At 69.0% G+C, this 24,082-nt stretch carries 21 protein-coding genes; 13 read left to right on the top strand and 8 right to left on the bottom strand.

Going from position 1 to position 24,082, the window contains the following annotated elements; genetic code table 11:
* The first annotated feature begins 41 nt into the window (after positions 1–41).
* Positions 42–1,016: an AraC family transcriptional regulator gene (locus ACFYRH_RS37030; RefSeq protein ID WP_387784860.1), complete on the top strand. Its 975-nt coding sequence runs from the start codon at positions 42–44 to the stop codon at positions 1,014–1,016.
* On the opposite strand, the gene ACFYRH_RS37025 is transcribed toward ACFYRH_RS37030, so the two are convergent.
* From ACFYRH_RS37025 to ACFYRH_RS37015, 3 genes are read right to left on the bottom strand one after another with little or no spacing between them, the layout of a single operon-like run.
* Positions 1,006–1,422, bottom strand: a complete 417-nt coding sequence (locus tag ACFYRH_RS37025; RefSeq protein WP_387784858.1) for a PPOX class F420-dependent oxidoreductase — start codon at positions 1,420–1,422, stop codon at positions 1,006–1,008. The genes ACFYRH_RS37030 and ACFYRH_RS37025 overlap by 11 nt on opposite strands.
* 17 nt (positions 1,423–1,439) lie before the next feature.
* Entirely contained in the window at positions 1,440–1,784 is a 345-nt protein-coding gene (locus tag ACFYRH_RS37020) for an alpha/beta fold hydrolase (RefSeq protein WP_387784857.1), read from the bottom strand.
* A complete protein-coding gene (locus ACFYRH_RS37015) occupies positions 1,784–2,587 on the bottom strand; it encodes an EamA family transporter (RefSeq protein ID WP_387784855.1) in 804 nt (267 codons plus the stop codon). The genes ACFYRH_RS37020 and ACFYRH_RS37015 overlap by 1 nt, the downstream gene beginning before the upstream one ends.
* A gap of 114 nt (positions 2,588–2,701) precedes the next feature.
* Here ACFYRH_RS37015 and ACFYRH_RS37010 point away from each other — a divergent pair, with 114 nt between their 5' ends.
* On the top strand, positions 2,702–3,994 hold the full coding sequence (locus ACFYRH_RS37010; RefSeq protein WP_387784853.1) for a DUF1800 family protein: 1,293 nt from the start codon (positions 2,702–2,704) through the stop codon (positions 3,992–3,994).
* 11 nt (positions 3,995–4,005) lie between these two features.
* A complete protein-coding gene (locus ACFYRH_RS37005) occupies positions 4,006–5,256 on the top strand; it encodes a DUF1501 domain-containing protein (protein ID WP_387784852.1) in 1,251 nt (416 codons plus the stop codon).
* Between the two features lie 52 nt (positions 5,257–5,308).
* Here ACFYRH_RS37005 and ACFYRH_RS37000 read toward each other — a convergent pair whose 3' ends face one another.
* Both ACFYRH_RS37000 and ACFYRH_RS36995 read right to left on the bottom strand, forming a co-directional pair.
* Entirely contained in the window at positions 5,309–6,652 is a 1,344-nt protein-coding gene (locus ACFYRH_RS37000) for a sensor histidine kinase (RefSeq protein ID WP_387784850.1), read from the bottom strand.
* Positions 6,649–7,311 carry a response regulator transcription factor gene (locus tag ACFYRH_RS36995; RefSeq protein ID WP_387784849.1) on the bottom strand — a complete coding sequence of 221 codons (663 nt, stop codon included), beginning with the start codon at positions 7,309–7,311 and terminating at the stop codon, positions 6,649–6,651. Before ACFYRH_RS36995 ends, ACFYRH_RS37000 begins: the two co-directional genes overlap by 4 nt.
* Positions 7,312–7,644: 333 nt before the next feature.
* On the opposite strand from ACFYRH_RS36995, the gene leuA reads away from it, so the two are divergent.
* The 8 genes from leuA (at position 7,645) to ACFYRH_RS36955 (ending at position 17,489) form a co-directional block, all read left to right on the top strand.
* Entirely contained in the window at positions 7,645–9,318 is a 1,674-nt protein-coding gene (leuA, locus tag ACFYRH_RS36990; RefSeq protein ID WP_387785112.1) for a 2-isopropylmalate synthase, read from the top strand.
* Between the two features lie 388 nt (positions 9,319–9,706).
* Positions 9,707–10,669, top strand: a complete 963-nt coding sequence (locus ACFYRH_RS36985; RefSeq protein ID WP_387784847.1) for an ABC transporter permease — start codon at positions 9,707–9,709, stop codon at positions 10,667–10,669.
* A gap of 4 nt (positions 10,670–10,673) precedes the next feature.
* The gene (locus ACFYRH_RS36980) at positions 10,674–11,570 is read left to right on the top strand and encodes an ABC transporter permease (RefSeq protein ID WP_387784846.1); all 897 of its coding nucleotides are present in this window, start codon (positions 10,674–10,676) and stop codon (positions 11,568–11,570) included.
* Between the two features lie 5 nt (positions 11,571–11,575).
* Positions 11,576–12,661 carry an ABC transporter ATP-binding protein gene (locus ACFYRH_RS36975; protein WP_387784844.1) on the top strand — a complete coding sequence of 362 codons (1,086 nt, stop codon included), beginning with the start codon at positions 11,576–11,578 and terminating at the stop codon, positions 12,659–12,661.
* A 130-nt stretch (positions 12,662–12,791) separates the two neighbouring features.
* Positions 12,792–13,847: an ABC transporter ATP-binding protein gene (locus tag ACFYRH_RS36970; RefSeq protein WP_387784843.1), complete on the top strand. Its 1,056-nt coding sequence runs from the start codon at positions 12,792–12,794 to the stop codon at positions 13,845–13,847.
* Complete coding sequence (locus tag ACFYRH_RS36965) at positions 13,847–14,053, top strand: hypothetical protein (RefSeq protein WP_387784841.1); 207 nt, start codon at positions 13,847–13,849, stop codon at positions 14,051–14,053. Before ACFYRH_RS36970 ends, ACFYRH_RS36965 begins: the two co-directional genes overlap by 1 nt.
* A gap of 62 nt (positions 14,054–14,115) precedes the next feature.
* Positions 14,116–15,990 (top strand): ABC transporter substrate-binding protein, encoded by a 1,875-nt coding sequence (locus ACFYRH_RS36960; RefSeq protein ID WP_387784840.1) that lies wholly within the window; start codon positions 14,116–14,118, stop codon positions 15,988–15,990.
* A gap of 41 nt (positions 15,991–16,031) precedes the next feature.
* A complete protein-coding gene (locus ACFYRH_RS36955; RefSeq protein ID WP_387784839.1) occupies positions 16,032–17,489 on the top strand; it encodes a GNAT family N-acetyltransferase in 1,458 nt (485 codons plus the stop codon).
* Between the two features lie 54 nt (positions 17,490–17,543).
* Here ACFYRH_RS36955 and ACFYRH_RS36950 read toward each other — a convergent pair whose 3' ends face one another.
* From ACFYRH_RS36950 to ACFYRH_RS36940, 3 genes are read right to left on the bottom strand one after another with little or no spacing between them, the layout of a single operon-like run.
* Positions 17,544–18,185, bottom strand: coding sequence for an ABC transporter ATP-binding protein (locus ACFYRH_RS36950; protein ID WP_387784837.1), 642 nt, complete (start codon positions 18,183–18,185; stop codon positions 17,544–17,546).
* Positions 18,182–19,018, bottom strand: a complete 837-nt coding sequence (locus tag ACFYRH_RS36945) for an ABC transporter ATP-binding protein (RefSeq protein ID WP_387784835.1) — start codon at positions 19,016–19,018, stop codon at positions 18,182–18,184. The genes ACFYRH_RS36950 and ACFYRH_RS36945 overlap by 4 nt, the downstream gene beginning before the upstream one ends.
* Complete coding sequence (locus ACFYRH_RS36940) at positions 19,015–22,104, bottom strand: FtsX-like permease family protein (protein ID WP_387784834.1); 3,090 nt, start codon at positions 22,102–22,104, stop codon at positions 19,015–19,017. Before ACFYRH_RS36940 ends, ACFYRH_RS36945 begins: the two co-directional genes overlap by 4 nt.
* 160 nt (positions 22,105–22,264) lie before the next feature.
* Between ACFYRH_RS36940 and ACFYRH_RS36935 the strand changes: the two genes are divergently transcribed.
* Together ACFYRH_RS36935 and ACFYRH_RS36930 are read left to right on the top strand one after the other, a co-directional pair.
* A complete protein-coding gene (locus tag ACFYRH_RS36935) occupies positions 22,265–23,254 on the top strand; it encodes an aldo/keto reductase (RefSeq protein WP_387784832.1) in 990 nt (329 codons plus the stop codon).
* On the top strand, positions 23,251–24,078 hold the full coding sequence (locus tag ACFYRH_RS36930; protein WP_387784830.1) for an SDR family oxidoreductase: 828 nt from the start codon (positions 23,251–23,253) through the stop codon (positions 24,076–24,078). The genes ACFYRH_RS36935 and ACFYRH_RS36930 overlap by 4 nt, the downstream gene beginning before the upstream one ends.
* The last annotated feature ends 4 nt before the right edge of the window (positions 24,079–24,082 follow it).

Here is a 24,082-nt window from a genome sequence, read left to right as displayed (position 1 = left end):
AGTGCTGATTACTTGCGCGATAGTACGGATATAGTCGAGGTATGGCTGATCCGCTCACTGACACCTTGACCCTGACCGAGGCGCACTGCCAGGTCTCGCGGGGGTTCGAGGCGATCGGCGAGTGGCGGCTGCGGTACCCGGCCACGAACCGGCTGAAATTCACCGCCGCGGTCGAGGGCACGTGCTGGATCGACTTCGACGACGAGCTGACCGGCGAGCGGATCGAGCTGGCGGCAGGGGACGTCGTGCTGTTCGACGGGCGGCACGAGTTCGTGAAGGGCAACTCCGACGCCGTGCCGGTCGAGGACGCGGTGGCTGCCTTCGGTGCGACTGATGGTCCGATCGCGCGCTTCGGCAGTGGTGCCGGGTCCGGGATCGGCCGCCGGGTGGTCGGCGTCGGCGGTCATGTTTCGCTGAACCGCACCGGCGAGGAGTTGCTGATCCGCGCCCTGCCGCCGATGATCCACCTTCGCGCGACGGACGAGCGGGCCGCGACGTTCCGCTGGCTGCTCAACCGGCTGTTGCGCGAGGCATCGAGCACCGAGCCCGGCGCGAGCCTGGCCGCGGACGACGTCGCGCATCTGCTGTTCCTCGAAGCGCTCCGGGCCTGCCTGGACGCTGCGGACGCGCTTCCGGTCGGTTGGTTGCGCGCGATCGCCGACGACCGCATCGCGCCGGCGCTGCACCTGATGCATGACCAGCCCGGTCGGGTCTGGCAGCTCGAGGAGTTGGCTGAGGCGGCCGCGATGTCGCGGACCACGTTCGCGGAACGGTTCCGTTCGGCGGCCGGCGTACCGCCGTTGACGTATCTGCTGAACTGGCGGATGCGCCTTGCCGAGCGAGCGTTGCGCGACGACGATCAGCCGCTGTCGGTGCTTGCTCGCTCGCTCGGCTACAGGTCGGACAGTGCGTTCAGCAACGCCTTCAAACGCGTGAACGGTGTCGCGCCGCGCCGGTACCGCGAGGCGGCCCGGGCAGCGCGGCTGGACTCCGGGGTAGTGGACGCTACGGCTTAGGCATTCCGTAGGCGTGGTCGACGGTCATCGTGAACATCAACCGCTTGTCCTGCACCATTACCGCGCGGTATTCGTCCCAGTCCGGGTGCTCGCCGGATGCGGTCCGGTAGTAGTCGACCAGGCTCTCGACGGTGGCGTCATGCGGGTCGGTGGCGACCGGGCTGAGTTCGGCCTTGCCTTCGAGGACTACGTACGAGCGTCCTCCGGGACCGTCGACGTACAGGCTGGCGCGCGGGTCGCGGCGGAGGTTCTTGGTCTTGGCCCGGTCGTCGGTCAGCGACACGTTCAGGCGGGTGCCGTCGAAGACGTAGGTGACATTCGACAGCTGGGGGCGACCGTCGCGCTTGATGGTGACCAGGACGCCGAGCCCGTGCGTCCCGATCCGGTCGAGGAGGGTTTCCGTCATACGACAACTCTAGGAATTCAAGCGCCCTTGAAGGCAAGGAACTCCCGGACAATCGCCAGCCACTCGTCCGGGTGGCTGCTGTGGATGCGGTGGCCGACCGCGCTCGCGACGAACGCCCCGAGTGAGTTCCCGACGAACGTGACCGGCCCGTCGAGCTCACGCAGTACCTGATCGCGCAGTATTTGATCGCAGAAGTCGTCGAGACGGTACGGACGCCGGCGCGGCACGGTGCCGTGGCCGAGCAGCGCCGGGCAAAACACCCGATAGCCGAGCTCCTCGAACGAGGGCACGAAGCGGTCCCACGTCGACGGCCCGCTGGTACCGGCATGCAGACAGATCAGGTTCCGCACTCTCGCTCCCATCAAACGCTCACCACCAGGACGCCACCGATGATGATGGCGAGGCCAACGATTCGTGCGCGGTCCAGCCGTTCACCCAGTACGACGGCTCCGAGTAACGCCCCGAGGACGACGTTCAGCGTCCGCCCGATCGCCACGGTTCCGACGGACGCGACCGACAGCGCGAGCAGCACGAGCCCGTAGCTGGCCGGCATGAGTACGGCGATCGGCAACGCGTGCCGCCAGTTCCGCATTGTCTCCCGGTGATCGCGGACGATCGCCGACAATGCGGCAACCTGCGCCACGTTCGCTACCGCGAGATAGGTCAACAGGTCGACGTGCAGCGAGCTGACGGCGTACCCGTCCCAGAGCGTGTACGCCGCCGTACACGCGCCGACCAGCAATCCGAGGGCGACCCCGCGCGCCGGAGTTCGCGAGTGCGGCCGGTCCATGACCATCACCCCGGCCAGCACCAACGCCGCGCCACCGAACACCCGCGTGACCGATCCGCCCAGCCACGGCACGCTCGCCACCGCCACCAACGCCGGCCCGGTGCCACGACTCACCGAGTAGACGGTCGAGAACGCGCCCGCGCCGTACGCCTTCTGCAGCGTAACGGCGTACGTCGTGTGCAGGGCCATGCTCACGAGAGCGGCCCACCAGGTCGCGGCGAGGGATCCGCGGAGCAGCAGGACGACGGAGATCGGCAGGGTCAGCAGACCGCACAGCCAGACGAACGCCGGGCCGCCCAAGTTGCCTCGTTTGAGCAGCAGGTTCCATGCCGCGTGGCAGCCGGCGGAGGCGATCAGCAGACCCAGGGCAATCACGTAGACAGTGTCTACCGGATGTAGATAGACGCTGTCTACCCGACACCTGTGGATCACCTGAAGAAAGCCGCCGGATCCTGGTCCGGCGGCCGCGCACTGGAAACCATCGGGAGCATGACCGAGATCAGCGAGAGAGCCGTGCTCCGGCGGCTGAACGATCGGTTGGGGTTCGGTCCGGCGCCGGGTGACCTGGAGGCCGCCATCGACGCGACCGTACGGCGCCTGCTCGGCCCGGCGACGGACGCGGCCGCCGCAGCGGTACCACCGCCGACCGGACTCGAACCGCCCGCGCAGCCGAAGAAGGACGACCAGGCCGCGAAGAAGGCCGCGAACCGGCAGCGCGCCGCGCAGGAGCGCAAGCTGACGATCTGGTGGCTCGACCGGATGGTCGTGAGCCGGACCGCGGGGGAGCGGCTGACCTGGTTCTGGCACGGCCACTTCGCGACCAGCAATCAGAAGGTCCGGAACGCGGCCTGGATGCTGGCGCAGAACCAGACCCAGCGCCGGCTCGCGCTCGGCCGGTTCGGCGATCTCGCCCCGGCAATGATCGTCGACACTGCGATGATCCGCTGGCTGGACGGTCAGCGGAACCGTAAGGGCGCGCCGAACGAGAACCTGGCCCGCGAGTTCATGGAGCTGTTCACGCTCGGCATCGGCCACTACCAGGAGGCCGACGTCGCGCAGGGCGCCCGATGCCTGACCGGGTGGGTGCTGCGCAAGGACGGCAAGGCCGCGACGTTCCAGCGCAAGCGGTTCGACTCCGGCTCGAAGACGGTACTCGGCAAGACCGGTGACTTCGACGCGAAGGGCTTCGCCGGGCTCGCGCTGGCGCAACCCGCCTCGGCCGAATTCGTGATCGGGCGGTTGTGGTTCCGGCTGGTGTCGGCGACTCCTCCTGATGCCGCCACGGTCGCCCGGCTGACGGCGGCGTACGGCGCCGATCGCGACATCCGGTCGTTGCTAACGGCAATGGTTGCCGAACCGGGGTTCAAGGATCCCGCGTCGGGACTCGTGAAGCAGCCGGTGGAGTGGGCGGTTGGCCTGATGCGGGCGCTGGGATTGCGGCCCGCGAAGCTGATGGAGAAGGAGCAGACCAAGTTGCTCGCCGGCCTGCGCGGTATGGGGCAACTGCCGTACCGGCCGCCCAGTGTGGGTGGTTGGCCGGCCGGTGCGAGTTGGCTGACCACGTCGGCGGGAGTGACGCGGCTGCGGCTCGCGCAGCAGTTGGCGAAGAAGGCCGATCTGTCAGCGGTTGAAGACGCTCACGACAAGGTGGCCGCGGTCGCCGCCCTGCTTGGTGTGGATGGCTGGTCGGAGCGAACGAAGAACGCGTTGGCCGGTGTGAAGAACCCGGCGCAGCTGACGGCCGTCGCCGCGTGCGCCCCCGAATATGTCGTGAGCGGATGAGTGGAGGACCGATGGACAACTTGACGAGAAGGCGGTTCCTGACGCTCAGCGGGGTGACCGCCGCCGGAGCGCTGGCGGCGGGTGCGACCCAGGTGAACTGGTCGGACCTGATGGCCGCGGCCGTCGACGATCCGTTGCCGAGCGACCAGTCGGTGCTCGTCGTCATCACCTTGTACGGCGGCAACGACGGACTCAACACGGTCGTGCCCGCGGCGGACCCGGCGTACCAGAAGGCCCGGCCGGACCTCGCGTATCAGCAGGACGAGGTGCTGGATCTCGGCGAGGGCCTCGGGCTGAACCCTGGGCTGAAGGGCCTCAAAGGTCTGTGGGACGACAAGAGGCTCGCGATCGTGCGCGGGGTCGGATACCCGGAGCCGGATCGCAGTCACTTCCGCTCGATGGCGATCTGGCAGACGGCCTCGCCGAAGTCGCCGGTCCCGACTGGATGGCTCGGCCGCTGGCTGGACTCGACCGGCTCGGACCCGCTGCGCGCGGTGTCGGTCGAGCCGACGCTTCCTCCGCTGCTCGCCGGCGCGACCACCGCCGCCGCGTCGTTGCCGTTGCGGGGGTTGGCCTTACCGGGCGGGGCTTTGGGTACGGCGTACGCCGCGCTGGGCAAGCCGAGTCCGGGGGAGGGGCCGTGGCAGGCGCGGGCCGCGAAGTCGGTGCTGGATCTTCAGCACGCGACCGACGTACTCGGTAAGGCAGTGAAGAGTGGTCACGAGCAGGAGGACCCGGATGACGAGGAGCGGACCAAGGACGCGTCTGCGGGCGGTGCGTCGCAGCTCGGCGCGCAACTGGAGCTGATCGCCGGGCTGATCGAGGCCGGGGTGCCGACACGCGCATACTCCGCTTCGCTCGGTGGCTTCGATACCCACGCCGATGAACGCGGAACGCAGCAGCGGTTGCTGACCGAGCTGGACGGTGGGCTGACGCCTTTCGTCCAGCGGCTGCGGAAGACCGACCGCGGGAAGAACGCGGTCGTCCTGGTGTACTCCGAGTTCGGTCGCCGCGTGCAGGCGAACGGCAGCGACGGTACCGACCACGGAACAGCCGGACCGGTGTTCGTGCTGGGCGAGAAGGTGTCGGGCGGCTTCTTCGGCGAACAGCCGAGCCTGACGGACCTCTCCAACGGAGATCTCAAGGCAGGCACCGACTTCCGTGACGTCTACGCCACGGTCCTCCACCACGTCCTCGGCGCAGACCCCGCCCGAATCCTCGCCAACCACACCACCACCATCCCGAACCTCCTCCACACCTGAAGCGATGTGGGGAGTTCTGCTGGCTGATTTCGGTGCGCAGAACTCCCCAAACCTAGGTGGTGGGGAGGCGGAGGTGGAAGGCGGCGCCGTTGTCTCGGTCTTCTACGGTGAGGTCGCCGCCGTGGGCTCGAGCTACGCCGCGGGCGATGGCGAGGCCGAGGCCGGCGCCTTTGCTGTGCGGGCCGTGGACGAGGCGGTCGAAGATGCGGTCGCGGGCCTCGGGCGGGACCCCAGGACCGTCGTCCTCGACCAGTACGCCGGTCTGCGCGACGGTGATGTGGATGCTGTGGGCCCCCGCCTGGCGGGCGTTGTCGACGAGGTTGGCGACGACCTGGGTGAGGCGTTCGGGGTCGGCGCTGACAGTCGCGGTGCCGTCGACCTCGACCTTCACGTCGGGGGCCACCAGACGAAGACGAGCGACCTGAGCATCAGCCAGATGGCGAAGATCGACCTGCGTCAGGTGGAGCTGGAGGCCGGCGTCGATGCGGCTCAGTTCGAGCAGATCGCCGACCAGCGTCCCGGCTCGGCGGGACTCGCGGACCAGCAACAACTCCAGCTCTTCGCGCTGCTCGGCCGTTGCCTCGGGCCCGAGCTGGATCAGTGTTTCCGCGGCGGTCTGCAAGCCGGCCACCGGCGTACGCAACTCATGCGCCGCGTCCGCCACGAACTCCCGCATCCGATCCTCGGACCGCCGCGCTACGCCCTCGGCGCGGCGCGCCGTACCTTCCGCCTGTCGTGCCGTTCCCTCGGCCCGTCGCGCGGCGTTCTCCGCGCCCTCGAGCGCGTCGAGCATCTCGTCGAACGCGGCCGCCGTACGGCCGAGTTCGGTGTCGGCGCGCTCGGGCTGCAATCGCTCGCCTCGCCGTCCGGCCGCGATCGATCGCGCCAGCCCGGTCATCGCATCCAACGGCGCCAGCGCGAACCGCATACCGATGACCAGCGCGAGTGCCGTGATCAGGATCGCCGCCGCGCCGGACACCAGCAGTACGGTCCGCAGCCGCGCACTCGCATCGGCGAGCAACCCGGTGTCCGCGGACAGCAGGAGCGTCGCGCCCTTCGTCTGTTGGCCGGCTTGCAACGTCGCTCGCACCTGCCGGACGGTCCCACCGGCGTCGACGGGAGGCGCGCCGAGCTGCCGTCCGTTCCGCAGCGTCAGCGTCACCCGGACCCCGTCCGCGTCGACCCGCCGTACCAAGTTGCCGGGTGCAACGTTCTGTCGCGCGAGCTGTTGCGCCAGCTGAGCCCGCCCGGTGAGCAGCGAGTCGAGGCTGCGCTCGGCCTGCGCGTCGAACACCGCCTTCACCGTCAGCCCGGTGATCGGCAGCACCACCAGCAGTACGGCGATGGCAGTCAGCGTCACCCGGACCCGGAGTGACGCGGTCCGCAAGCGGGTCATGGGCGCAACACGTATCCCGAGCCGCGCACCGTGTGCAGCAGGCGCGGGCCGTGGGCCTCGAGTTTGCGGCGCAGACCGCTGACGTAGACCTCCACGAGGTTGTCGGCGTAGTCGTCGTACCCCCAGACCGCGGTCAGCAGCTGCGTCTTGCCGACGACCTTCTCCGCGCGACCGGCGAGGAACGCGAGCAGCTTGAACTCGGTGGCCGTCAGTTCGATCTCCGTACCGCCCCGGCGTACCGCTCGTGCCTCGACGTCCACCTCGAGGTCGCCGATCACGAGCACGGTCCGGAGCCTGCCCATCCGGCGTAGCACCGCCTCCACCCGGGCGATCAGTTCGGCCAGCACGAACGGCTTGACCACGTAGTCGTCCGCGCCGGTCCGTAGCCCGTGCAGGCGGTCGCCGACCGCGTCGCGCGCGGTCAGCAGGATCACGCCGGCGTTCGACGTCTCCTGCGCGACCGTCAGCAGCTCGAACCCGTCCCGCCCCGGCAGCATCACGTCCAGCAGCACCAGATCCGGCCGGTACTGCGCGAGTTCGCGCTCGAACCCGTCGCCGTCGGGCCGGGTCCGCACGTCGTGACCCGCCTCGGTCAGCGCGATCCCGACGGCGGTCCGGATCGGTTCCGCGTCCTCGACCACCAGTACCCGCGCCGTCATGCCGGCCATCCTCGCACCGCGATCAGGCGGCTCCGTCACAGCCGGACGGAATCTTCAGCACATCCTCAGCGAGGACGCCGTCACTCTGTGTGTCTCGCCCGGTGAGACCCCCGGTTCGACGCCCCGGGGGAGTTGTGCATAGACTCCCAAGCACTATGCGGCACCAGCTTCTCCTCCTTCGCTGCCGCGGCGAGGCCTGACAAGGCCGGTTTCCTCGCCGCGGAGTTTCGTCGTACGCCGGTCGTCCAGCGACCCTGTGCAGTAAGACGTATCCCGAGGAGAACCCCCGTGGCACCGAAGAACCAGCCCAAGCCCGTCCAGCAGCCGTCCGGTATGCCGATCCACCGCTACCGCGCGTTCCCGCCGATCGACCTGCCGGACCGCACCTGGCCCGCGCAGTCCGTCGACCACACCCCGCGCTGGCTGTCCACCGACCTCCGCGACGGCAACCAGGCGCTGGTCGAGCCGATGTCGCCGGCCCGCAAACGGCGGATGTTCGACCTGCTGGTGAAGATGGGCTACAAGGAGATCGAGGTCGGTTTCCCGAGCGCCAGCCAGTACGACTTCGACTTCGTCCGCAGCCTGATCGAGGGCGACGCGATCCCGGACGACGTGACGATCTCGGTGCTGACCCAGGCGCGTGAGGAGCTGATCGAGCGCACCGTGCAGTCGCTGCAGGGCTCGCCGAAGGCGACCATCCACCTGTACAACGCGACCGCGCCGCTGTTCCGCCGGGTCGTGTTCAACGTCGACAAGGCCGAATGCCGCACGATCGCCGTCCGCGGCACCGAGACCGTGATGAAGTACGCCGACGAGCTGCTGGGCGACTGCGAGTTCGGCTACCAGTACAGCCCGGAGATCTTCACCGGCACCGAGATGGAGTTCGCGCTCGAGGTGTGCGAGGCGGTCAGCGACGTCTGGCAGCCCGCCGAGGGCCGCGAGATCATCCTGAACCTGCCGGCCACCGTCGAGATGTGCACCCCGAACGTGTACGCCGACCAGATCGAGTGGTTCGGCCGGAACCTGACCCGCCGCGAGCACAGCGCGATCAGCCTGCACCCGCACAACGACCGCGGTACGGCGGTGGCCGCCACCGAGCTGGCCCTGATGGCCGGCGCGGACCGGGTCGAGGGCTGCCTGTTCGGGCACGGCGAGCGCACCGGCAACGTCGACCTGGTGACGCTCGGGATGAACCTGTTCAGCCAGGGCATCGACCCGCAGATCGACTTCTCCGACATCGACGAGATCCGCCGCACGGTCGAGTACTGCACGCAGATGCGCGTTCCCGAGCGGCAGCCGTACGCCGGTGACCTGGTCTACACCGCCTTCTCGGGATCCCACCAGGACGCGATCAAGAAGGGCCTGGAGGCGCTCGACAAGCAGGCCGCGGCCGAGGGCCGGCCGGTCGGCGAGATCGCCTGGGAGGCGCCGTACCTGCCGATCGACCCGAAGGACGTCGGCCGCAGCTACGAGGCCGTGATCCGGGTCAACTCGCAGTCCGGCAAGGGCGGCGTCGCGTACATCATGAAGTCCGAGCACCGGCTCGACCTGCCGCGCCGGCTGCAGATCGAGTTCAGCCGGGTGATCCAGCAGCACACCGACGACGAGGGCGGCGAGGTCGGCCCGCAGGTGATGTGGGACATCTTCGCGGGCGAGTACCTTGCCCCCGGCCCCTTGTCGCTGCTGAGCGTCAACTCGACCTCGGGCGAGGGGCAGGGCGACCAGCTCCGGGTACAGGTCTATGCCAATGGCGTTCCCCACGAGTTGGTTGGTGAGGGCAACGGTCCGGTGTCGGCCTTCGTCGACGCGCTGCAGCCGCTGAAGTACGACGTCCGGGTACTGGACTATCACGAGCACGCGCTCTCCGCCGGTGGCGACGCGCTGGCCGCGGCGTACGTCGAGTGCGAGGTCGGCGACGAGGTCTTCTGGGGCGTCGGGAGGGACGCCAACATTCTCACTGCCTCGCTGAAGGCCGTGGTCTCGGCTGTCAACCGCGCCACTCGTTGACGGACCCGCATTCTTAACGTCGAATTGCCTGTCCCCGGTGTCGGGGGCAGGCAATTCCTGTACTCCCCGGTACCGTCGGGTCACAGGCTGCAACGTTGTCTCAACGTTGCCTCAAGTCGTTGACTCAGTGACCGAGGTTGCGCACACTGTCGTCACTATGCGCAGATCCTTGCAAGACAGCGTTACTAAGTCTTGTTGTTGAAGGGTCTGTGCCACCGACTTTTCCCCTGCAGTCGCGTGGAGGTGAGCAGTGAGCGGTGCGGTCGAGACATCCGCGTCTGAACTGATCGAAGGACCGGCTGTCGAACCGAGACCCTCGGCTGTCCGGCGGTTTTTCAACGCCTGGCTGGTCCGAAGACTGTTCAAGGCGGTCCTGACGGTCTTCATCGTGACCTCCGGGACCTTTTTCCTGGTCCGGCTGCTCCCGGGGAACCCGGTCGACACCTACATCCAGACGCAGATCGCCCAGACCGGTATCTCGTACGAGGCGGCGGCCGCGCAGGCGAAGAACCTGTTCTCGCTGGACCCGAACGAGCCGTTGATCGCGCAGTACTTCCACTACATGCTCAACATGCTGCACGGCGACTTCGGCAACTCGCTGCTGTCGCCGGGCACCACGGTCGTCTCGGTGATCAAGACCTACCTGCCGTGGACGCTGTTCTCGGTCGGTGTCGCCACGGTCTTCAGCTTCGTCATCGGCATCGTCGCCGGCATGGTGATGGCCTACCGCCGGGAGAGCTGGATCGACCACCTGCTGACGTCGATCGGCTCGATCCTGCACGCGATCCCGAACTACATCCTGGCGATCCTGATCGTGGTCTTCCTCGGCGTGAAGCTGCAGCTGTTCGACCTGACCGCGGCGCGGGGTTCGTACACGCCCGGTGTGACGCCGTCGTTCAGCCTCAGCTTCCTGAACGACATCTTCTACCACGCGACGCTGCCGATCCTGGCGTATGCGCTGACCACGGTCGGCTCCTGGGCGCTGGTGATGAAGTCGTCGACCGTGGAGACGCTCGGCGAGGACTACGTGACGGTGGCCCGCGCGCGCGGCCTGTCGGACAACCGGATCCGGTCCGGGTACGTCGGGCGGAACGCCGTACTGCCGCTGTTCAGCCAGCTCGCGGTGTCGCTCGGGTTCGTGGTCGGCGGCTCGATCTTCGTCGAGCGGATCTTCGGCTACCAGGGCATCGGGTTCAGCCTGTACGGCGCCGTCAACGGCCGCGACTACGCCGTCCTGCAGGGCATCTTCCTGGTCGTGACGATCTCGGTGGTGGTGGCCAACCTGCTGGCCGATCTGCTGTACAGCCAGCTGGATCCGCGGATCCGGGTCCAGGGCAAGGGCAAGGGGTGACGAGATGACCGAGGCTTCCATCCCCGTCGCTTCGATCGGTACGCCGGGGGTCTCCCGGTTCGCCGGCATCCTGAAGTCGCTGCGCCGCAGCCCCGCCGGGTTCGTCGGGTTCGTCATCGTCGCGCTGCTGGTGCTGATCACCGCGATCGTGCCGTTCTTCCTCCCCGACGTGTCCCCGAACGTCAAGGAGATCCTGCTCCCGGCGGGTTCGCCGGGGCATCTGCTCGGCACCGACAACGAGGGCAAGGACGTTCTGATCCAGATCATCGGCGGCGGCCGCACGGTGATCTTCGTCGGCTTCGTCGCGGCGGCGATCTCGACCGTCCTCGCGATCATCCTCGGTTCGCTGGCCGCGTACCTGGGCGGATGGGTCGACTCGGTGGTCGTGACGGCCGCGGACGTCGTGCTCACCGTGCCGCAGATCGTGCTGCTCGCGGTGCTCGGCGCGTTCTTCAAGCTCGACTCGCCGCTCCTGCTGGCGTTGCTGGTCGGCGGCCTGTCCTGGCCGGTGCTGACCCGCGCGGTCCGCGCCCAGGTGTTCTCGCTCAAGGAGCGCGAGTTCGTCGAGGCGGCCCGGCTGCTCGACCTCGGCACCGCCCGGGTGGTGTTCGTCGAGATCCTGCCGAACATGGCCAGCTTCATCCTGATGAACTTCATGATCGGCGTGACCAATGCGATCTACCAGCTGGTCGGCCTGTACCTGCTCGGTCTCGCGCCGCTGACCGGCTCGAACTGGGGCATCATGCTCAACCGCGCCTGGATTGCCGGCGCGATCTTCAACGACGCGAGCCTCGGCTGGATCCTCAGCCCGATCATCGCGATCGTCCTGCTGCTGGTCGGATTGGTGATGATGACGAGAACCCTCGAAGAGATCCTCAACCCGCGGCTCCGGGACCGGTGAGCGCGATGACGACGACGACCTCTTCGAGCCCGCGCGCCACCCGCGGCGGCGAGGGCAAGCCGCTGCTGTCGATCCGCGACTTCAAGGTCGAGTACCGGACCGGTGCCGGCGCGACGGTGCAGGCAGTGCGCGGCGTCGACCTCGACCTGTACCCGGGCGAGAGCCTGGCCCTGGTCGGCGAGAGCGGCTGCGGCAAGACGACGTTCGGCCTCGGCCTGCTGCGGTTGCTGCCGCGGCTCGGTCACGCCAGCGGCAAGGTGCTGTTCAACCGCGGCGACGGCACCGAGATCGACGTCCTCGGGCTGGACGGCCGAGACCTGCGGGAGTTCCGCTGGCGGGACGCGGCGATGGTCTTCCAGGGCGCGATGAACGCGTTCAACCCGGTGCTGAAGATCCGCGCGCACATGCACGACACCATGCGCGCGCACACCAAGGCGAGCCGGCAGGAGATCGAGGACCGCGCCGGCGAGCTGCTCCGGCTGGTTCGGCTGGAGCCGTCGCGGGTGATGGACAGCTACCCACACGAACTGTCCGGCGGTATGCGGCAGCGGGTCCTGATCGCGATGAGTCTGCTGCTCGAACCCGAGGTACTGATCCTCGACGAGCCGACCACCGCGCTCGACATCCTCACCCAGCGGTCGGTGGTCGACGTCCTGCACGAGGTGCGCGAGCGGCTCGGGTTCTCGATGATCTTCATCTCCCACGACCTGTCGCTGGCCGCCGAGCTCGCGGACCGGGTCGCCACCATGTACGCCGGGCGCATCATCGAGACCGGCGGCGTACGGGACCTGTTCTACCGGCCGCGGCACCCGTACACACTCGGCCTGATCAAGGCGGTACCGCCGATCGTCGGCGACCTGCCGGACATGGAGTCGATCCCGGGCGGCCCGCCGAGCCTGGCGGCGCTGCCCGCGGGCTGTACGTTCAGCCCGCGCTGCAAGTACGCGACCGAGGAGTGCAACGCCGCCGATCCGCCGCTGGTCCCGATCTCCGACGAGCCAGGCGACGCACACGAGGCGGCGTGTATCCACTGGAAGGACGTACGCCTCGAGCGTGAGGTGCCGAGCGAGACCCTGGGGAACGCATCATGAGCGCAAAGCTTCTGGCCGGGCCTCCGGCGCCGGCGGGGTCATGCGGCGGTGACTCCCGGCCTTCCCCCGTCGCTCCAGTCGCTCCAGTCGCTGCGCTCCCCGCGCTCCTCAGTTCAGGCCGGGAGGCCGCATGACCACGATCGAGACTGCTCCGGAGTCGGCGAACGCAAGCGCGGCGCCGCTGATCACGCTCGGTGGGGTCAGCCAGGTGTTCGACACCAAGGCCGGGCCGATTCGGGCGGTCGACGGGGTCGACCTGTCGGTCAACCCCGGTGAGGTGCTCTGCCTCGTCGGCGAGAGCGGGTCGGGCAAGACCACGGCGGCGCGGATGGCGGCCGGACTGGCCCGCCCGAGCAGCGGGCAGGTCGCGTTCGACGGGACCGACATCTGGTCGATGAAGCGCAACGACTTCGCCACCTTCCGGCGCAGCGTGCAGTACGTGCACCAGGACCCCTACGCGTCGCTCAACCCGACGCGGACGATCCAGCAGACGATCACCGCGCCGCTGCTCAAACACGGCATCGTGAAGAGCAAGAAGGAAGCCGCGGAGAAGGCCGCCGAGCTGCTCACCAAGGTCGACCTCACACCGGCAGAGAACTACCTGCCGAAGTATCCGCACCAGCTGTCCGGTGGCCAGCGGCAACGAGTCGCGGTCGCGCGGGCGCTGACCCTGGACCCGAAGCTGATCATCGCGGACGAGTCGACCTCGATGCTGGACGTGTCGATCCGGATCAGCGTGCTGGCGATGCTCGGCCGGCTGCGCGACGACCTCGGCGTCGGTTTCCTGTTCATCACCCACGACCTGGCGATCGCGAAGTACTTCGGCTGGAACGGCAAGACCGCGGTGATGTACCTGGGCCGGATCGTCGAGTTCGGTCCGACCCCGAAGATCATCAACGCACCGACGCACCCGTACACCCGGGCGCTGATCGACGCGATCCCCGAGCCGGACCCGGACCTGACCAAGACCAAGGGCCGGGAATCCCTGCGCAGCCTGGAGATTCCGAGCCTGGCGCACCTGCCGTCGGGCTGCTCGTTCCACCCGCGCTGTCCGCAGTTCGAGGACGGGCTGTGCGACGGCGCGGTGCCGGCACTGACCGAGATCCGAACCGGCCAGTCCGCCGCGTGCCACGTCGTGGCCCGCGACGGCGCCGACGAAGGACGGCCGGATGAGCCGGGGGCCTGATGGGGCCCCAGATCGGCCGGGCGGCGCTCGGTTGGGCGGTGTTCCTGGTGCTGGCCAGCGGAGTGCTGCTGCTCACGCTGGCACCGGGCACCCCGGAGTTCGTCGTCACCCTGTTCACCTTGTGTTTGGGCCTGCTACTGGGCCTGGTGGTCGTCGTCGGGGTGGTCATCACCCGGCGGCGGGAGAAACGCGAGGGCGGTAGTTAGTCCCCACCAGTAAGTAGTACCTGACCCACATGGGCGTGTGGTCAGTCCAGAAAGGACGAAGGATGAGTCCCACCGGCAACATCGATTCCGGCGATTCCGGCACCAACGGGATGGGCGCGAGCGCTCGCAGCAACGCGATCTCCCGCCGGCACGTGCTCCAGATCTTCGGCATCGCCGGTGTCGGCGTGGCCGGCATCGGCTCACTGGAGGCGTGCTCGCCGAGCAAGCCGAACGCCAGCGGCGGCGGCAGCAACGGCGGCGGAAGCAAGGAGTTCCACGGCGCGTATCCGTACCAGCTGCCGCCCAAGGGTCACTTCAACCTGGCCCCGGGTGTCCTTGACGGCATCCAGATGGCGACGAGCCCGTACAACGACCTGATCTATCCCAGCGCCGGTCTGTACTACTGGGCCGACAAGAAGTGGGAATGGATGATGGCCGAGTCCGGGACGATGGACGAGGCGACGAAGACCTACACGCTGAAGCTCCGCTCCGGTCTGACCTGGAGCGACGGCAAGCCGGTGACGGCGAAGGACGTCGTGTCGACGTTCAGCCTGCAGTGGCTGCAGCGCCAGCCACCGTGGACGTTCCTGGCCGACGTCACCGCGAAGGACGACACCACCGTGGTGTTCGCCATCGCAACGCCGTCCACTGTGCTCGAGCGCTTCATCCTCCGGGCACCGATCCTGCCGGACTCGGTCTACGGTGAATGGGCGACCAAGGCCGAGGCGATCCGCAAGGCGAAGGGCAGCCTGGACAGCGGCGACGGCAAGCAGCTGAACGCCGACTTCCAGAAGTTCCGTCCGGAGAACCCCGTCGTCTCGGGTCCCTTCAAGTGGGACGTGAAGAGCATGACCAACTCGCAGATGACGTTGGTCAAGAACGACAAGGGCCTGTTCGCCGACAAGATCGGCTTCGACAAGGTCGTCCTCTACAACGGTGAGACCTCGGATGTCACCCCGGTCGTGCTGAACAAGGACGTCGACTACGCCACCCACGGTTTCGCGGTGGCCACCGAGAAGACCCTGCTCGGCAGCGGCTTCCGGATCCTGCGGCCGCCGGTGTACTCGGGCCCCGCGCTGGTGTTCAACTACACGGCGCACCCGGAGCTCTCCGACCCGCGCGTCCGGCAGGCGATCGCGTACGTTCTGGACCGGTCCGAGAACGGAACCGTCGCGCTCGGCGACTCCGGCAAGCCGTGCAAGTTCATGGCCGGCTTCTCCGACATCCTGGTGCCGGACTGGGTGTCCGACGCCGACCAGAAGAAGCTGCAGGCGTATGAGAAGGACGAGGCGAAGGCGACGTCGCTCCTCCAGGCTGCCGGCTGGAAGAAGACCGGGGGCAAGTGGATGCTGCCGAACGGCAAGCCGGCCGCGTACGACATCAAGTTCCCGACCGAGTTCGCGGACTGGAACCCGGCCGCCACCAACGCCGCCGACCAGCTGAACAAGTTCGGCTTCAACATCACCAAGCGGGGTATCACCTTCACCCAGCTGAACCCCGACGTACTGGCCGGCAAGTTCGACATCGCGATCCAGACCTGGGGCGCGTCGAACCACCCGCACCCGTACTTCGCGTTCGTCCAGGACCTGTACACGTTCAACTACGTGGTCGCCGCGAACCAGGGTGGCAAGGGGATGAACTTCCCGCTCAAGCAGACCACCTCGGCCGGTCCGATCGACCTGAAGGCGGTCGTTGACAAGTCCGCGCAGGGCCTGAACCTCGACGAGCAGAAGAAGAACGTCACCGCCGCGGCGCTGGCCTTCAACGAACTGCTGCCGATCATCCCGCTGTGGGAGCGCTACGGGAACAACCCGGCGCTCGAGGGCAAGCGGATCGCGAAGTTCCCGGCCGACGACGACCCGATCCTGAAGAACGCTCCGTACGCGGACAACTTCGTGATCATGGGCATGTACAAGGGCTCGGTCGCACCGGTTTAACAACTGGCGGACTGACCCGTTTGTTTGGTTGGGTCGGCCGGGTGATCAGCATTCGCGAGATCGACCCGGCCGACCTGGCCCTGTTCGACGAGTGGTACGACGCCTTCCGGGCCGGCGCGGTGGCCGGCCGGGAGGCCGCGCTGGTGGTGGGGCGCGAAGCCCTCGGGTACTCGCTGCGGAACCCGGGGCCGTTGAAGCAGCGCCTCGCGGTCGGCGCGTTCGAGGACGACCGGGTGCTCGGCGGCATGCTGTTCGAGTACCGGCTGACCGACAATCTCGACACGGTCGAGGTCGAGATCGACGTACCGCCGGGGCACCGGCGGCGTGGGATCGGTACGGCGCTGTGGCAGTGGGCGGTGACACGGGCGGCGCAGCTCGGACGGACGATCGTCCAGACCGAGATCGGCGTACCGGGGGAGCCCTGGGCGGGCGCGGCGTTCGCCGAGCGGCTCGGGTTCCGGACGGAGCACGTCGAGGAGCATCTCGTCGTACCGCTGCCGTACGACGAGCTGCGGCTCGAGGAGCTGCGGGAGGCGGCCGGGCGGCTCGACGGGTACCGGCTGACGTCGTGGGCCGGCCTGTGTCCGCCGGAGCACCAGCAGGCGTACGCCGACCTGCACACCGCCATGGATCAGGACGTGCCGACCGGCGGGATGACCCGTGAGGTCGTGCCGTGGACGGTCGAGAAGCTCGAGGCGAGTGAGGCGCGGGTCGACCGCAACTACCTCGCGCTGGTCACGATGGCGCACACCGCCGCCGGCGAACCGGCCGGCTACACGCTCATCTATCTGCCCCGGGCCGACGCCGAACACGCTCAGCAGGACGACACGCTGGTACTGCGTGAGCACCGCGGCCACAACGTCGGCACCCACCTGAAGCTGGCGAACCTCGAGCAGCTCGCGAAACACCGGACGACGCAACGCTTCCTGCACACCTGGACCGCGCTCTCGAACGTCCCGATGCGCAAGGTCAACGCGCGCTTCGGCTTCCGCGCCGTCGAGCAGCACCGCGAACTCGAACTGCGGTTGCCGCGTCTGCGTCCCGCGGCCCGCGCGGTGATCGTCGATCCTGAGGACCGCATCCTGCTGGTCCGCTTCGAGTTCGCCGACGGTCCGTTGTGGGCGACGCCCGGCGGCGGCCTCGAGCCCGGCGAGACGGTGATCGAAGGCCTGCGCCGCGAACTCGTCGAGGAGGTCGGCCTGAAGGACTTCGCCGACCCGCCGCAGCTCTGGCACCAGGAAGTCGTTGCCGAGGACCACGCCACCGGCTACGACGGCGTACTCCACGACTTCTTCCTGATCCGCACTGACCACTTCGAGCCGGCCGGAACCCTCACCCCGGAAGAGATGCGCGCCGAGAACGTGTACGCCATGCGCTGGTGGTCGCAGGCCGAACTGGAGACCCACGACGGCCGCTTCGCCCCCCGCGACCTACCCGCGCTGGTCCGTTCAGCGCTGCAGTCCGGCCCGCCAAGCACACCAACTCAGCTGGGTTTGTGAGCGGGATTCGCGTTCCGGACGCTGACGGGGTTGCGGCGGCGTACACGAGCGGGATCAGAGGCGCCGTAGCCAGCTGAGGTGGCCCTCGTCCATCACGGCGTGGCCGTCGGCGCTGTCGGCGACGTTGGGGTCGTGGGTGGCGATGACGACGGCGGCACCGCGACGGGCCTCCTCGTGCAACAGGCCGAGGACCCGCTCGCGGTTGGTGCTGTCTAGCTCGCTGGTGGACTCGTCGGCGAGGATCACCCGGCCCTGCTGGGCGATCCCGCGCGCCACCGCGACGCGCTGCTGCTCGCCACCGGACAGCTCCTCGACCAGGTGGTCGCCGCTGTCCTCGAGCCCGACTCCCGCCAGCGCGTGCTGGACGGTCCGTTCGACATCCTTGTGACGGGTGGCCAGCAACGGGACGGAGAGGTTCTCGCGCGCGGTCAGCACCCGGGCGAGCCCGTTGCCCTGCGGGATCAGTACGACGCCGTGCGCCGCCGCGGCCGGCCGGTCGGTGATCACCAGGCCGTCGACCTCGACCTGCCCCTTGGCGACCGGAACCGCCCCGGCGATTGCCCACAGCAACGAGCTCTTGCCGGCCCCGGACGGTCCGCTGACCGCGAGGACGAATCCCGGCGGCACCGTGAACGACACGTCCGACACCGCGGTCAGGTCGCCGTACCGGACCGTCACCTGGCTGAGGTTGATCACTGGTTCGTCTCCTGCTCCACCGGGGTGATCCGGATCTCGCCGTTGTCGGTGGTGACCTGCACGAGCGTCCCGGCCGGCAGCAGTTCGGCCACGTGCGGCGGCAGTGGCAGCGATCCGTCCACCGCGACCACGGCGTACTCCTCGCCCGACCGTCCCTCGGAGGCGATCCGGCCGTCCCGGATCGTGATCGTCCGGGGGAGGGTCGCGGCGACCTCGGGGTCGTGCGTGACCAGCAGCACGGTCATCCCGGTCTCGCGATTGACCGTGCGGATCGCGGCGAGGACCTCGTCGCGGGCGTGGTGATCGAGCTGGCTGGTCGGTTCGTCGGCCAGCAGCAGGCCGGGCATGGTCGCGATGCCGACGGCGACGGCGCAGAGCTGGACCTGACCGGGTGTGAGCTGCGTCAGCGGCGCATCGGAATGGTTGCCCAGGCCAACGAGATCGAGGATGTCCGCCGGCGCCGGAAGATCGCGCCCGCGGACGGCGGCCCGTTGCGCGTACCGGATGTTGTCGGCCGGTGTCAGGTAGGGGACGAGGTTGCGCCCGGCGCCCTGCAGCACGATGCCGACGTCACCGGATCGCATCCGGTCCAGCTCGGTCTCGGTCATCGTGGCGACGTTGTGCTCGCCGATCTGCAGGCGGCCCGCGCTCGGGGTGAGCAGACCGCCGCACAGCTGGAGCAGCGTCGACTTGCCCGCTCCGGACGGCCCGAGCAGTCCGACGAGCTCGCCCGGGCGGACGGTGATGCCGATACCGGACAACGCCGCGACGTCGTGGCCGTGCGCGCGGTAGATGTGCACGAGTCCCGTCGTACTGATCGCGAGGCCGCTCATGTCAGCTCCTCCCGGATCCGGCCGTAGCTGGAGCGTCTGTTGACCCCACTGCCGAGGAGCAGGGTCGCGGCGGCGAGGATCGCCGTACCCGCGAGCCAGAGCACGATCGCGACCAGCCAACTGGTGCCGAGGTCGAGCGGCACTGGTCCGTCGTTGGTGGCGAACAGCGGGATCAGCGGCAGCGCGACCTGGGCGCCGATCAACCCGCAGACGGTCCCGAGCAGGACCGCGAACGCGACCGGACCGGTCTGCTCCCAGCGCGCCGCCTGACCGGTGGTGCTCGCCGGTACGCCGGTGATCTTCAGGCTGGCGTAGTCCTGGGCCCGCGAGCGCCAGGACGTCACCACGGTGAGCAGCAGTACGACGATCGCGAGCACCCAGGCCGCGATCCCGACCACCGGCGTCAGTTGCAGGGCGAGCGCGCTGGCGGAACGCCCGTACGACGCGATGCGGTCGTCGCGACGGTCCACCAGGTCGGCGCTGAATCCGGCCTTCGACAGCTTCGCGGTGATCGCGTCGACGTTCGCGAGACCGTCCTTGTTCAGCCACAGCTCGAAATCGGTCCCGCCCTCGTCGACGGCCCCGCCGAGCCGGCGTACCGTCTCGAGATCGACGACGGCCGTGCGGTCGCCGTACCGGTTCACGGGCGCGCGGAGCCGGTCGATCCGGGCCAGTGTGATCGGCGTACCGTCGACCGCCGGGCTGGTCGTGGTGTTGTCGGCGTAGCGGTAATCGGGCGTCACGAAGGACGGCACCACCGGCGGCACCGTCGCGTACTGCAGGAACTCGTCGTTGCCGAAGCTCTTCATCGCGATCGTCAGCGCGCCGCCCGGCCCGCTCGTTTTGACCGCGACCGAGCCCTGGTCGGACTCGCTCTGCGCCAGCGGCTTCCAGTCGCCCGGCTTCCCGAGCGCGATCCTCGGATGATCGTCGCTTGCGAGCTTGCTGATCACCAGATTGCCTTCCAGACCGGCCGGATCGAGCGTCTCGCGGCCGATGCCGAGCCGCAGCAGGTCGCAGCCACCCAGACATTCCACCGCGGTACGGAGCTCGACAGGCTTGGCCGACGGCAGCTTCAGCGGTGGGAACGAGACCAGGTACCGCGACCCGTCCCGGTGGCTGACGACATTCGCCCGCAGTACGACGGACTTCGGCGGATCCGTGCCGATCTGCTCGCCGTTCGTGGTGTGGCCGATCAATCGTTTGACGTCCGCGGCCGAGACCGTCGCGGTCAGCTGCGAGCTGCGGAACTCGATCGGCGCCACGCCGCTCGGCGCCTGGAACGTCTGCCAGCCCTGGGCGTCGGTCAGCCGGTCGCCCTGGAACGCCACCCGCCGGAAGCTGTCCGGCTCGATCATCATCGACTTCAACGAGTCGGGGGAGCCCGGGCGGGAGATCACCACGGGAGTCAGCCAGTGCCGGTCCGGGTCGATCTGATCGGCGGTACGCAGGAAGTCGGCGAGGTACAGCGAATTCATCCGCAGGACGCCCTCGGCGCCGGTCTCGTAGCCGGAGCGGGTCTCGCGGTTGTGGGCAGCGACGGACGAGGCCTGGCCGGCGAACGTGAGCAGGGCGGCGGCGACGGCGACGGCCGCCACGATCCGCGTCACCGCCGGGCGGCGGGAGATCTGCAGGGCGCCGAGCGCGAGACCCAGGCGGCCGCGGCGAAGCGCCTGCCGGCTGATCAGGCCGGCGGCCGGCAGGAGCAGGTGCGCAAACGTCAGTCCAACCGCGAGTGCGAGCAGCGCGGGACTGAGGACCGGCAGCGGACCGCGGCCGTCGCCGGTGAGTGCCGCGAACAGACCGGCCACCGCGAACACGATGATGCAGAGATCGGCGACACCGATCAGCCACCCGCCGCGCCGTGGCGCGACCCGCCGCAGCAGGCTCGAGATCGGCTGCCGGACCGCGGATCGAACCTGCAGCACCACGACGGCCAACGCGACGACCGCTGCCACGGCGAGCGCCGCGGGCACCGTCCACGGGAACTCGACCGGCGCACCGTGACGCAACCAGGTGGCGCGCACGATGAGCAGCACCCCGAAGCCCACCACTGCGCCGAGCAACGTTCCGAGCAGCACGGGAAGACCGAGTTCGACAGCGAGTGCCCGATGGGTACGCCGAGCCGACGCGCCACGCAGCCGCGACAGTGCGATCTCCGGCCGGCGTTGATCCACCACGGCCGCCAGCGCAAGCGCCAGTACGACGACCGCGAACAGCGCGACCTGCACCATCACCAGCGGGATGATCGTGGTGGCCTGTTTCCGCTCCGCCTGGATCTGGTCGACGATCGTGGCGAGTGACGAGGTGTTCTGCGCGGGGATGCCGAGCTCGCCGGCGTTCCCGTTGACCGTCTGGGTGGCGTCCTGCAGGCGCTGCAGGTCGTCGAGCCGCGCGACTCCGGCCAGTGGGCGAGCGTCCGACGTGAGCTTCTGCTGCCAGTCGCCGGCGCCGAACGTCGTACTGTCGGTGAAGAACTGGTCCGCGCTGCCGGGGTCCTTGTCGACGGGTTGATGTGAGTGGCCGGTCGGGTAGTCGCCGTACCAATAGCCGCCGCGGGGCTCGATGGGCTTGTAGAAGCCGACGACGGTCAGGCGGCCGCCACCTTTCCCGACGTCGCTCGGCGTCGCCGTGAAGGTGGTGCCGAGTTTGAGGGCCCACGTCGTCTGGTCGACGACCGACGCGATCACCTCGTTCGCGGCCTGCGGGCAGCGGCCCGCCGTCACGGTGAGCTGGGCGCAGTACCCGTCCCGCCAGCGCAGGCGCGCGCTCGGCGGTGCCTCGGCTCTCGGGCTGGACCAGGCGACGTCGTTGTAGATGCCGTGCACGGGCTGGGTGAACAGCGGGCGCAAGTCGTCCGGCAGAAGCTTGTCGAGCTTCTCCGGCTCCAGATCGCCGCCTCCCGTCGACGCGATTCGCCACGCCGCGGGCAGCTGTTGCACCGAGAGTGTCTCGGTCATCACGGTCTGTTCCACCGCACGGGCGAACCACGGCCCGAACACCGCACAGGTACCGATCAGCAGGCTGATCCCGGTCAGCACCAGGGCCTGTGCCCAGCGGTACCTCAGCGCCCGTCGAAGGAACATGCCACCCCCAGTGTCGTGTCGCCCGCTGAATGTACGGAATGTTGCGGACAGCGGGCCGGGCGGCGGAAAAATGTCACATTAATGTTGTCCAGACAGGAACCTGCGGGTGTCCGGGACCCCGTTCGTCCCGCCGACCGGGTCCCGGCGGTAGGTTCGGGGCATGCGTGAATCCCACCTCGGCGACCTGACCGTTTCCAGCCTGGGCCTCGGCTGCATGGGCATGTCCCAGTCGTACGGCGACACCACGGACGAGACCGAATCGATCGCAACCCTGCACGCGGCCATCGACGCGGGCTGCACCTTCCTCGACACAGCGGACGTGTACGGCGACGGCGCGAACGAGGAACTCGTCGGCCGGGCGCTGACCGGCCGACGCGACCAGGTCGTGCTCGCGACCAAGTTCGGCTTCAAGCGGCCGGCCGGAGCCACGGCGGTGCCGACAGTCGTCGACGGATCCCCGGAGTACGCGCGGCAGGCGCTCGACGCGTCGCTGCGGCGGCTCGGGGTCGACCACGTCGACCTGTGGTACCTGCACCGTCGCGACCCGCAGGTGCCGATCGAGGAGACGGTCGGCGCGATGGCCGAGATGGTCGAGGCCGGCAAGGTGCGGTACCTCGGGCTGTCCGAGGTCAACGGCGAGACCGTTCGCGCCGCACACGCCGTACACCCGATCACGGCCGTGCAGAGCGAGTGGTCGTTGTGGACCCGCGACCCGGAGACCGTCGTGCTGCCGACGCTGCGGGAGCTCGGCGTCGGGTTCGTGCCGTTCAGCCCGCTCGGCCGCGGGTTCCTGACCGGGCAGATCAAGTCCGAGGCCGACTTCGGCGAGGACGACATGCGCCGCGGGCTGCCGCGGTTCCAGGGCGAGAACTTCCAGCGGAACCTCGACCTGGTCGCGCAGGTGCAGGCGATGGCTGCGTCGAAGGGCGTCACGCCCGGTCAGCTGGCGCTCGCCTGGTTGCTTGCGCAGGGCAATGACGTGGCGCCGATCCCGGGCACGAAGCGGCGCAAGTACCTGGCCGAGAACCTCGGCGCGCTGGACGTGACGCTGTCGGCCGCGGAACTCGCCTCGCTGGACGCGGCGTTCCCGGCGGACGCGGTGGCCGGGCAGCGGTACACCCAGGGCGGAATGGACCTGGTGGGCAAGTGATCGGCGTCACCGGGTCGACCGGGCAGCTCGGATCGCGGATCGCGTCGCGGTTGGCCGCGGACGGCGTACCGCAGCGGTTGATCGTCCGCGACCCGGGACGGGCGCCCGTGTTCCCCGGTGCCTCGGTGGCGCAGGCGGCGTACGGCGAGCACGCCGCGCTGCTGTCCGCGCTGGACGGGGTCGACGTACTGATGTTGCTCAGTGCAACGGAGTCGGCGGATCGCGTGGAGTTGCACAAGGCAACCGTCGACGCGGCGGTCGCGGCCGGCGTACGGCGGATCGTGTACACGTCCTTCGTCGGGGCCTCGCCCGGGGCGACGTTCACGTTCGCGCGCGACCACTGGCACACCGAGGAACACATCCGTGCGTCGGGTGTCGACTTCACCTTCTTACGCGACAACCTGTACCTCGATTTCGTGTCGGGCGGGGTCGGCGAGGACGGCGTGATCCGCGGCCCGGCCGGTGACGGCAGGGTCGCCGCGGTCTCGCGGGACGACGTGGCCGCGGTCGCCACGCGGGTGCTGACGTCGGGCGATCATTCCGGTGCCACCTATGACCTGACCGGGCCCGCCGCGTTCACGTTGGCCGAGGCCGCGGCGGTGCTGAGCAACGCGTGGGGGCGGAAGATCCGGTACGAGCCGGAGACGCTCGACGAGGCGTACCGCTCGCGGGAGAGCTACGGCGCTCCCGCGTGGGAGGTGGCCGGCTGGGTCACGTCGTACGCCGCCATCGCGAGCGGCGAGCTCAGTCACGTCTCCACGGCCGTCGCCGATCTCACCGGTCGCGAGCCGATCAGCCTCGAGGCATCTGTCGGTCGCGAGTGAGACA

This window comes from Kribbella sp. NPDC004875, assembly GCF_042873375.1.
Classification (GTDB): Bacteria; Actinomycetota; Actinomycetes; order Propionibacteriales; family Kribbellaceae; genus Kribbella.
Note: the sequence above shows the minus strand (reverse complement) of the source record. Positions and strands in the feature narration are given on the sequence as shown.

Excerpts from the sequence above, each read along its gene's own strand:
- ACFYRH_RS37030 (WP_387784860.1), top strand. The coding sequence starts at position 42 with ATGGCTGATCCGCTCACTGACACCTTGACCCTGACCGAGGCGCACTGC.
- ACFYRH_RS37025 (WP_387784858.1), bottom strand. The coding sequence starts at position 1,422 with ATGACGGAAACCCTCCTCGACCGGATCGGGACGCACGGGCTCGGCGTC.
- ACFYRH_RS37020 (WP_387784857.1), bottom strand. The coding sequence starts at position 1,784 with ATGGGAGCGAGAGTGCGGAACCTGATCTGTCTGCATGCCGGTACCAGC.
- ACFYRH_RS37010 (WP_387784853.1), top strand. The coding sequence starts at position 2,702 with ATGACCGAGATCAGCGAGAGAGCCGTGCTCCGGCGGCTGAACGATCGG.
- ACFYRH_RS37005 (WP_387784852.1), top strand. The coding sequence starts at position 4,006 with ATGGACAACTTGACGAGAAGGCGGTTCCTGACGCTCAGCGGGGTGACC.
- ACFYRH_RS37000 (WP_387784850.1), bottom strand. The coding sequence starts at position 6,652 with ATGACCCGCTTGCGGACCGCGTCACTCCGGGTCCGGGTGACGCTGACT.
- ACFYRH_RS36995 (WP_387784849.1), bottom strand. The coding sequence starts at position 7,311 with ATGACGGCGCGGGTACTGGTGGTCGAGGACGCGGAACCGATCCGGACC.
- leuA (WP_387785112.1), top strand. The coding sequence starts at position 7,645 with ATGCCGATCCACCGCTACCGCGCGTTCCCGCCGATCGACCTGCCGGAC.
- ACFYRH_RS36980 (WP_387784846.1), top strand. The coding sequence starts at position 10,674 with ATGACCGAGGCTTCCATCCCCGTCGCTTCGATCGGTACGCCGGGGGTC.
- ACFYRH_RS36975 (WP_387784844.1), top strand. The coding sequence starts at position 11,576 with ATGACGACGACGACCTCTTCGAGCCCGCGCGCCACCCGCGGCGGCGAG.
- ACFYRH_RS36970 (WP_387784843.1), top strand. The coding sequence starts at position 12,792 with ATGACCACGATCGAGACTGCTCCGGAGTCGGCGAACGCAAGCGCGGCG.
- ACFYRH_RS36965 (WP_387784841.1), top strand. The coding sequence starts at position 13,847 with ATGGGGCCCCAGATCGGCCGGGCGGCGCTCGGTTGGGCGGTGTTCCTG.
- ACFYRH_RS36960 (WP_387784840.1), top strand. The coding sequence starts at position 14,116 with ATGAGTCCCACCGGCAACATCGATTCCGGCGATTCCGGCACCAACGGG.
- ACFYRH_RS36945 (WP_387784835.1), bottom strand. The coding sequence starts at position 19,018 with ATGAGCGGCCTCGCGATCAGTACGACGGGACTCGTGCACATCTACCGC.
- ACFYRH_RS36940 (WP_387784834.1), bottom strand. The coding sequence starts at position 22,104 with ATGTTCCTTCGACGGGCGCTGAGGTACCGCTGGGCACAGGCCCTGGTG.
- ACFYRH_RS36935 (WP_387784832.1), top strand. The coding sequence starts at position 22,265 with ATGCGTGAATCCCACCTCGGCGACCTGACCGTTTCCAGCCTGGGCCTC.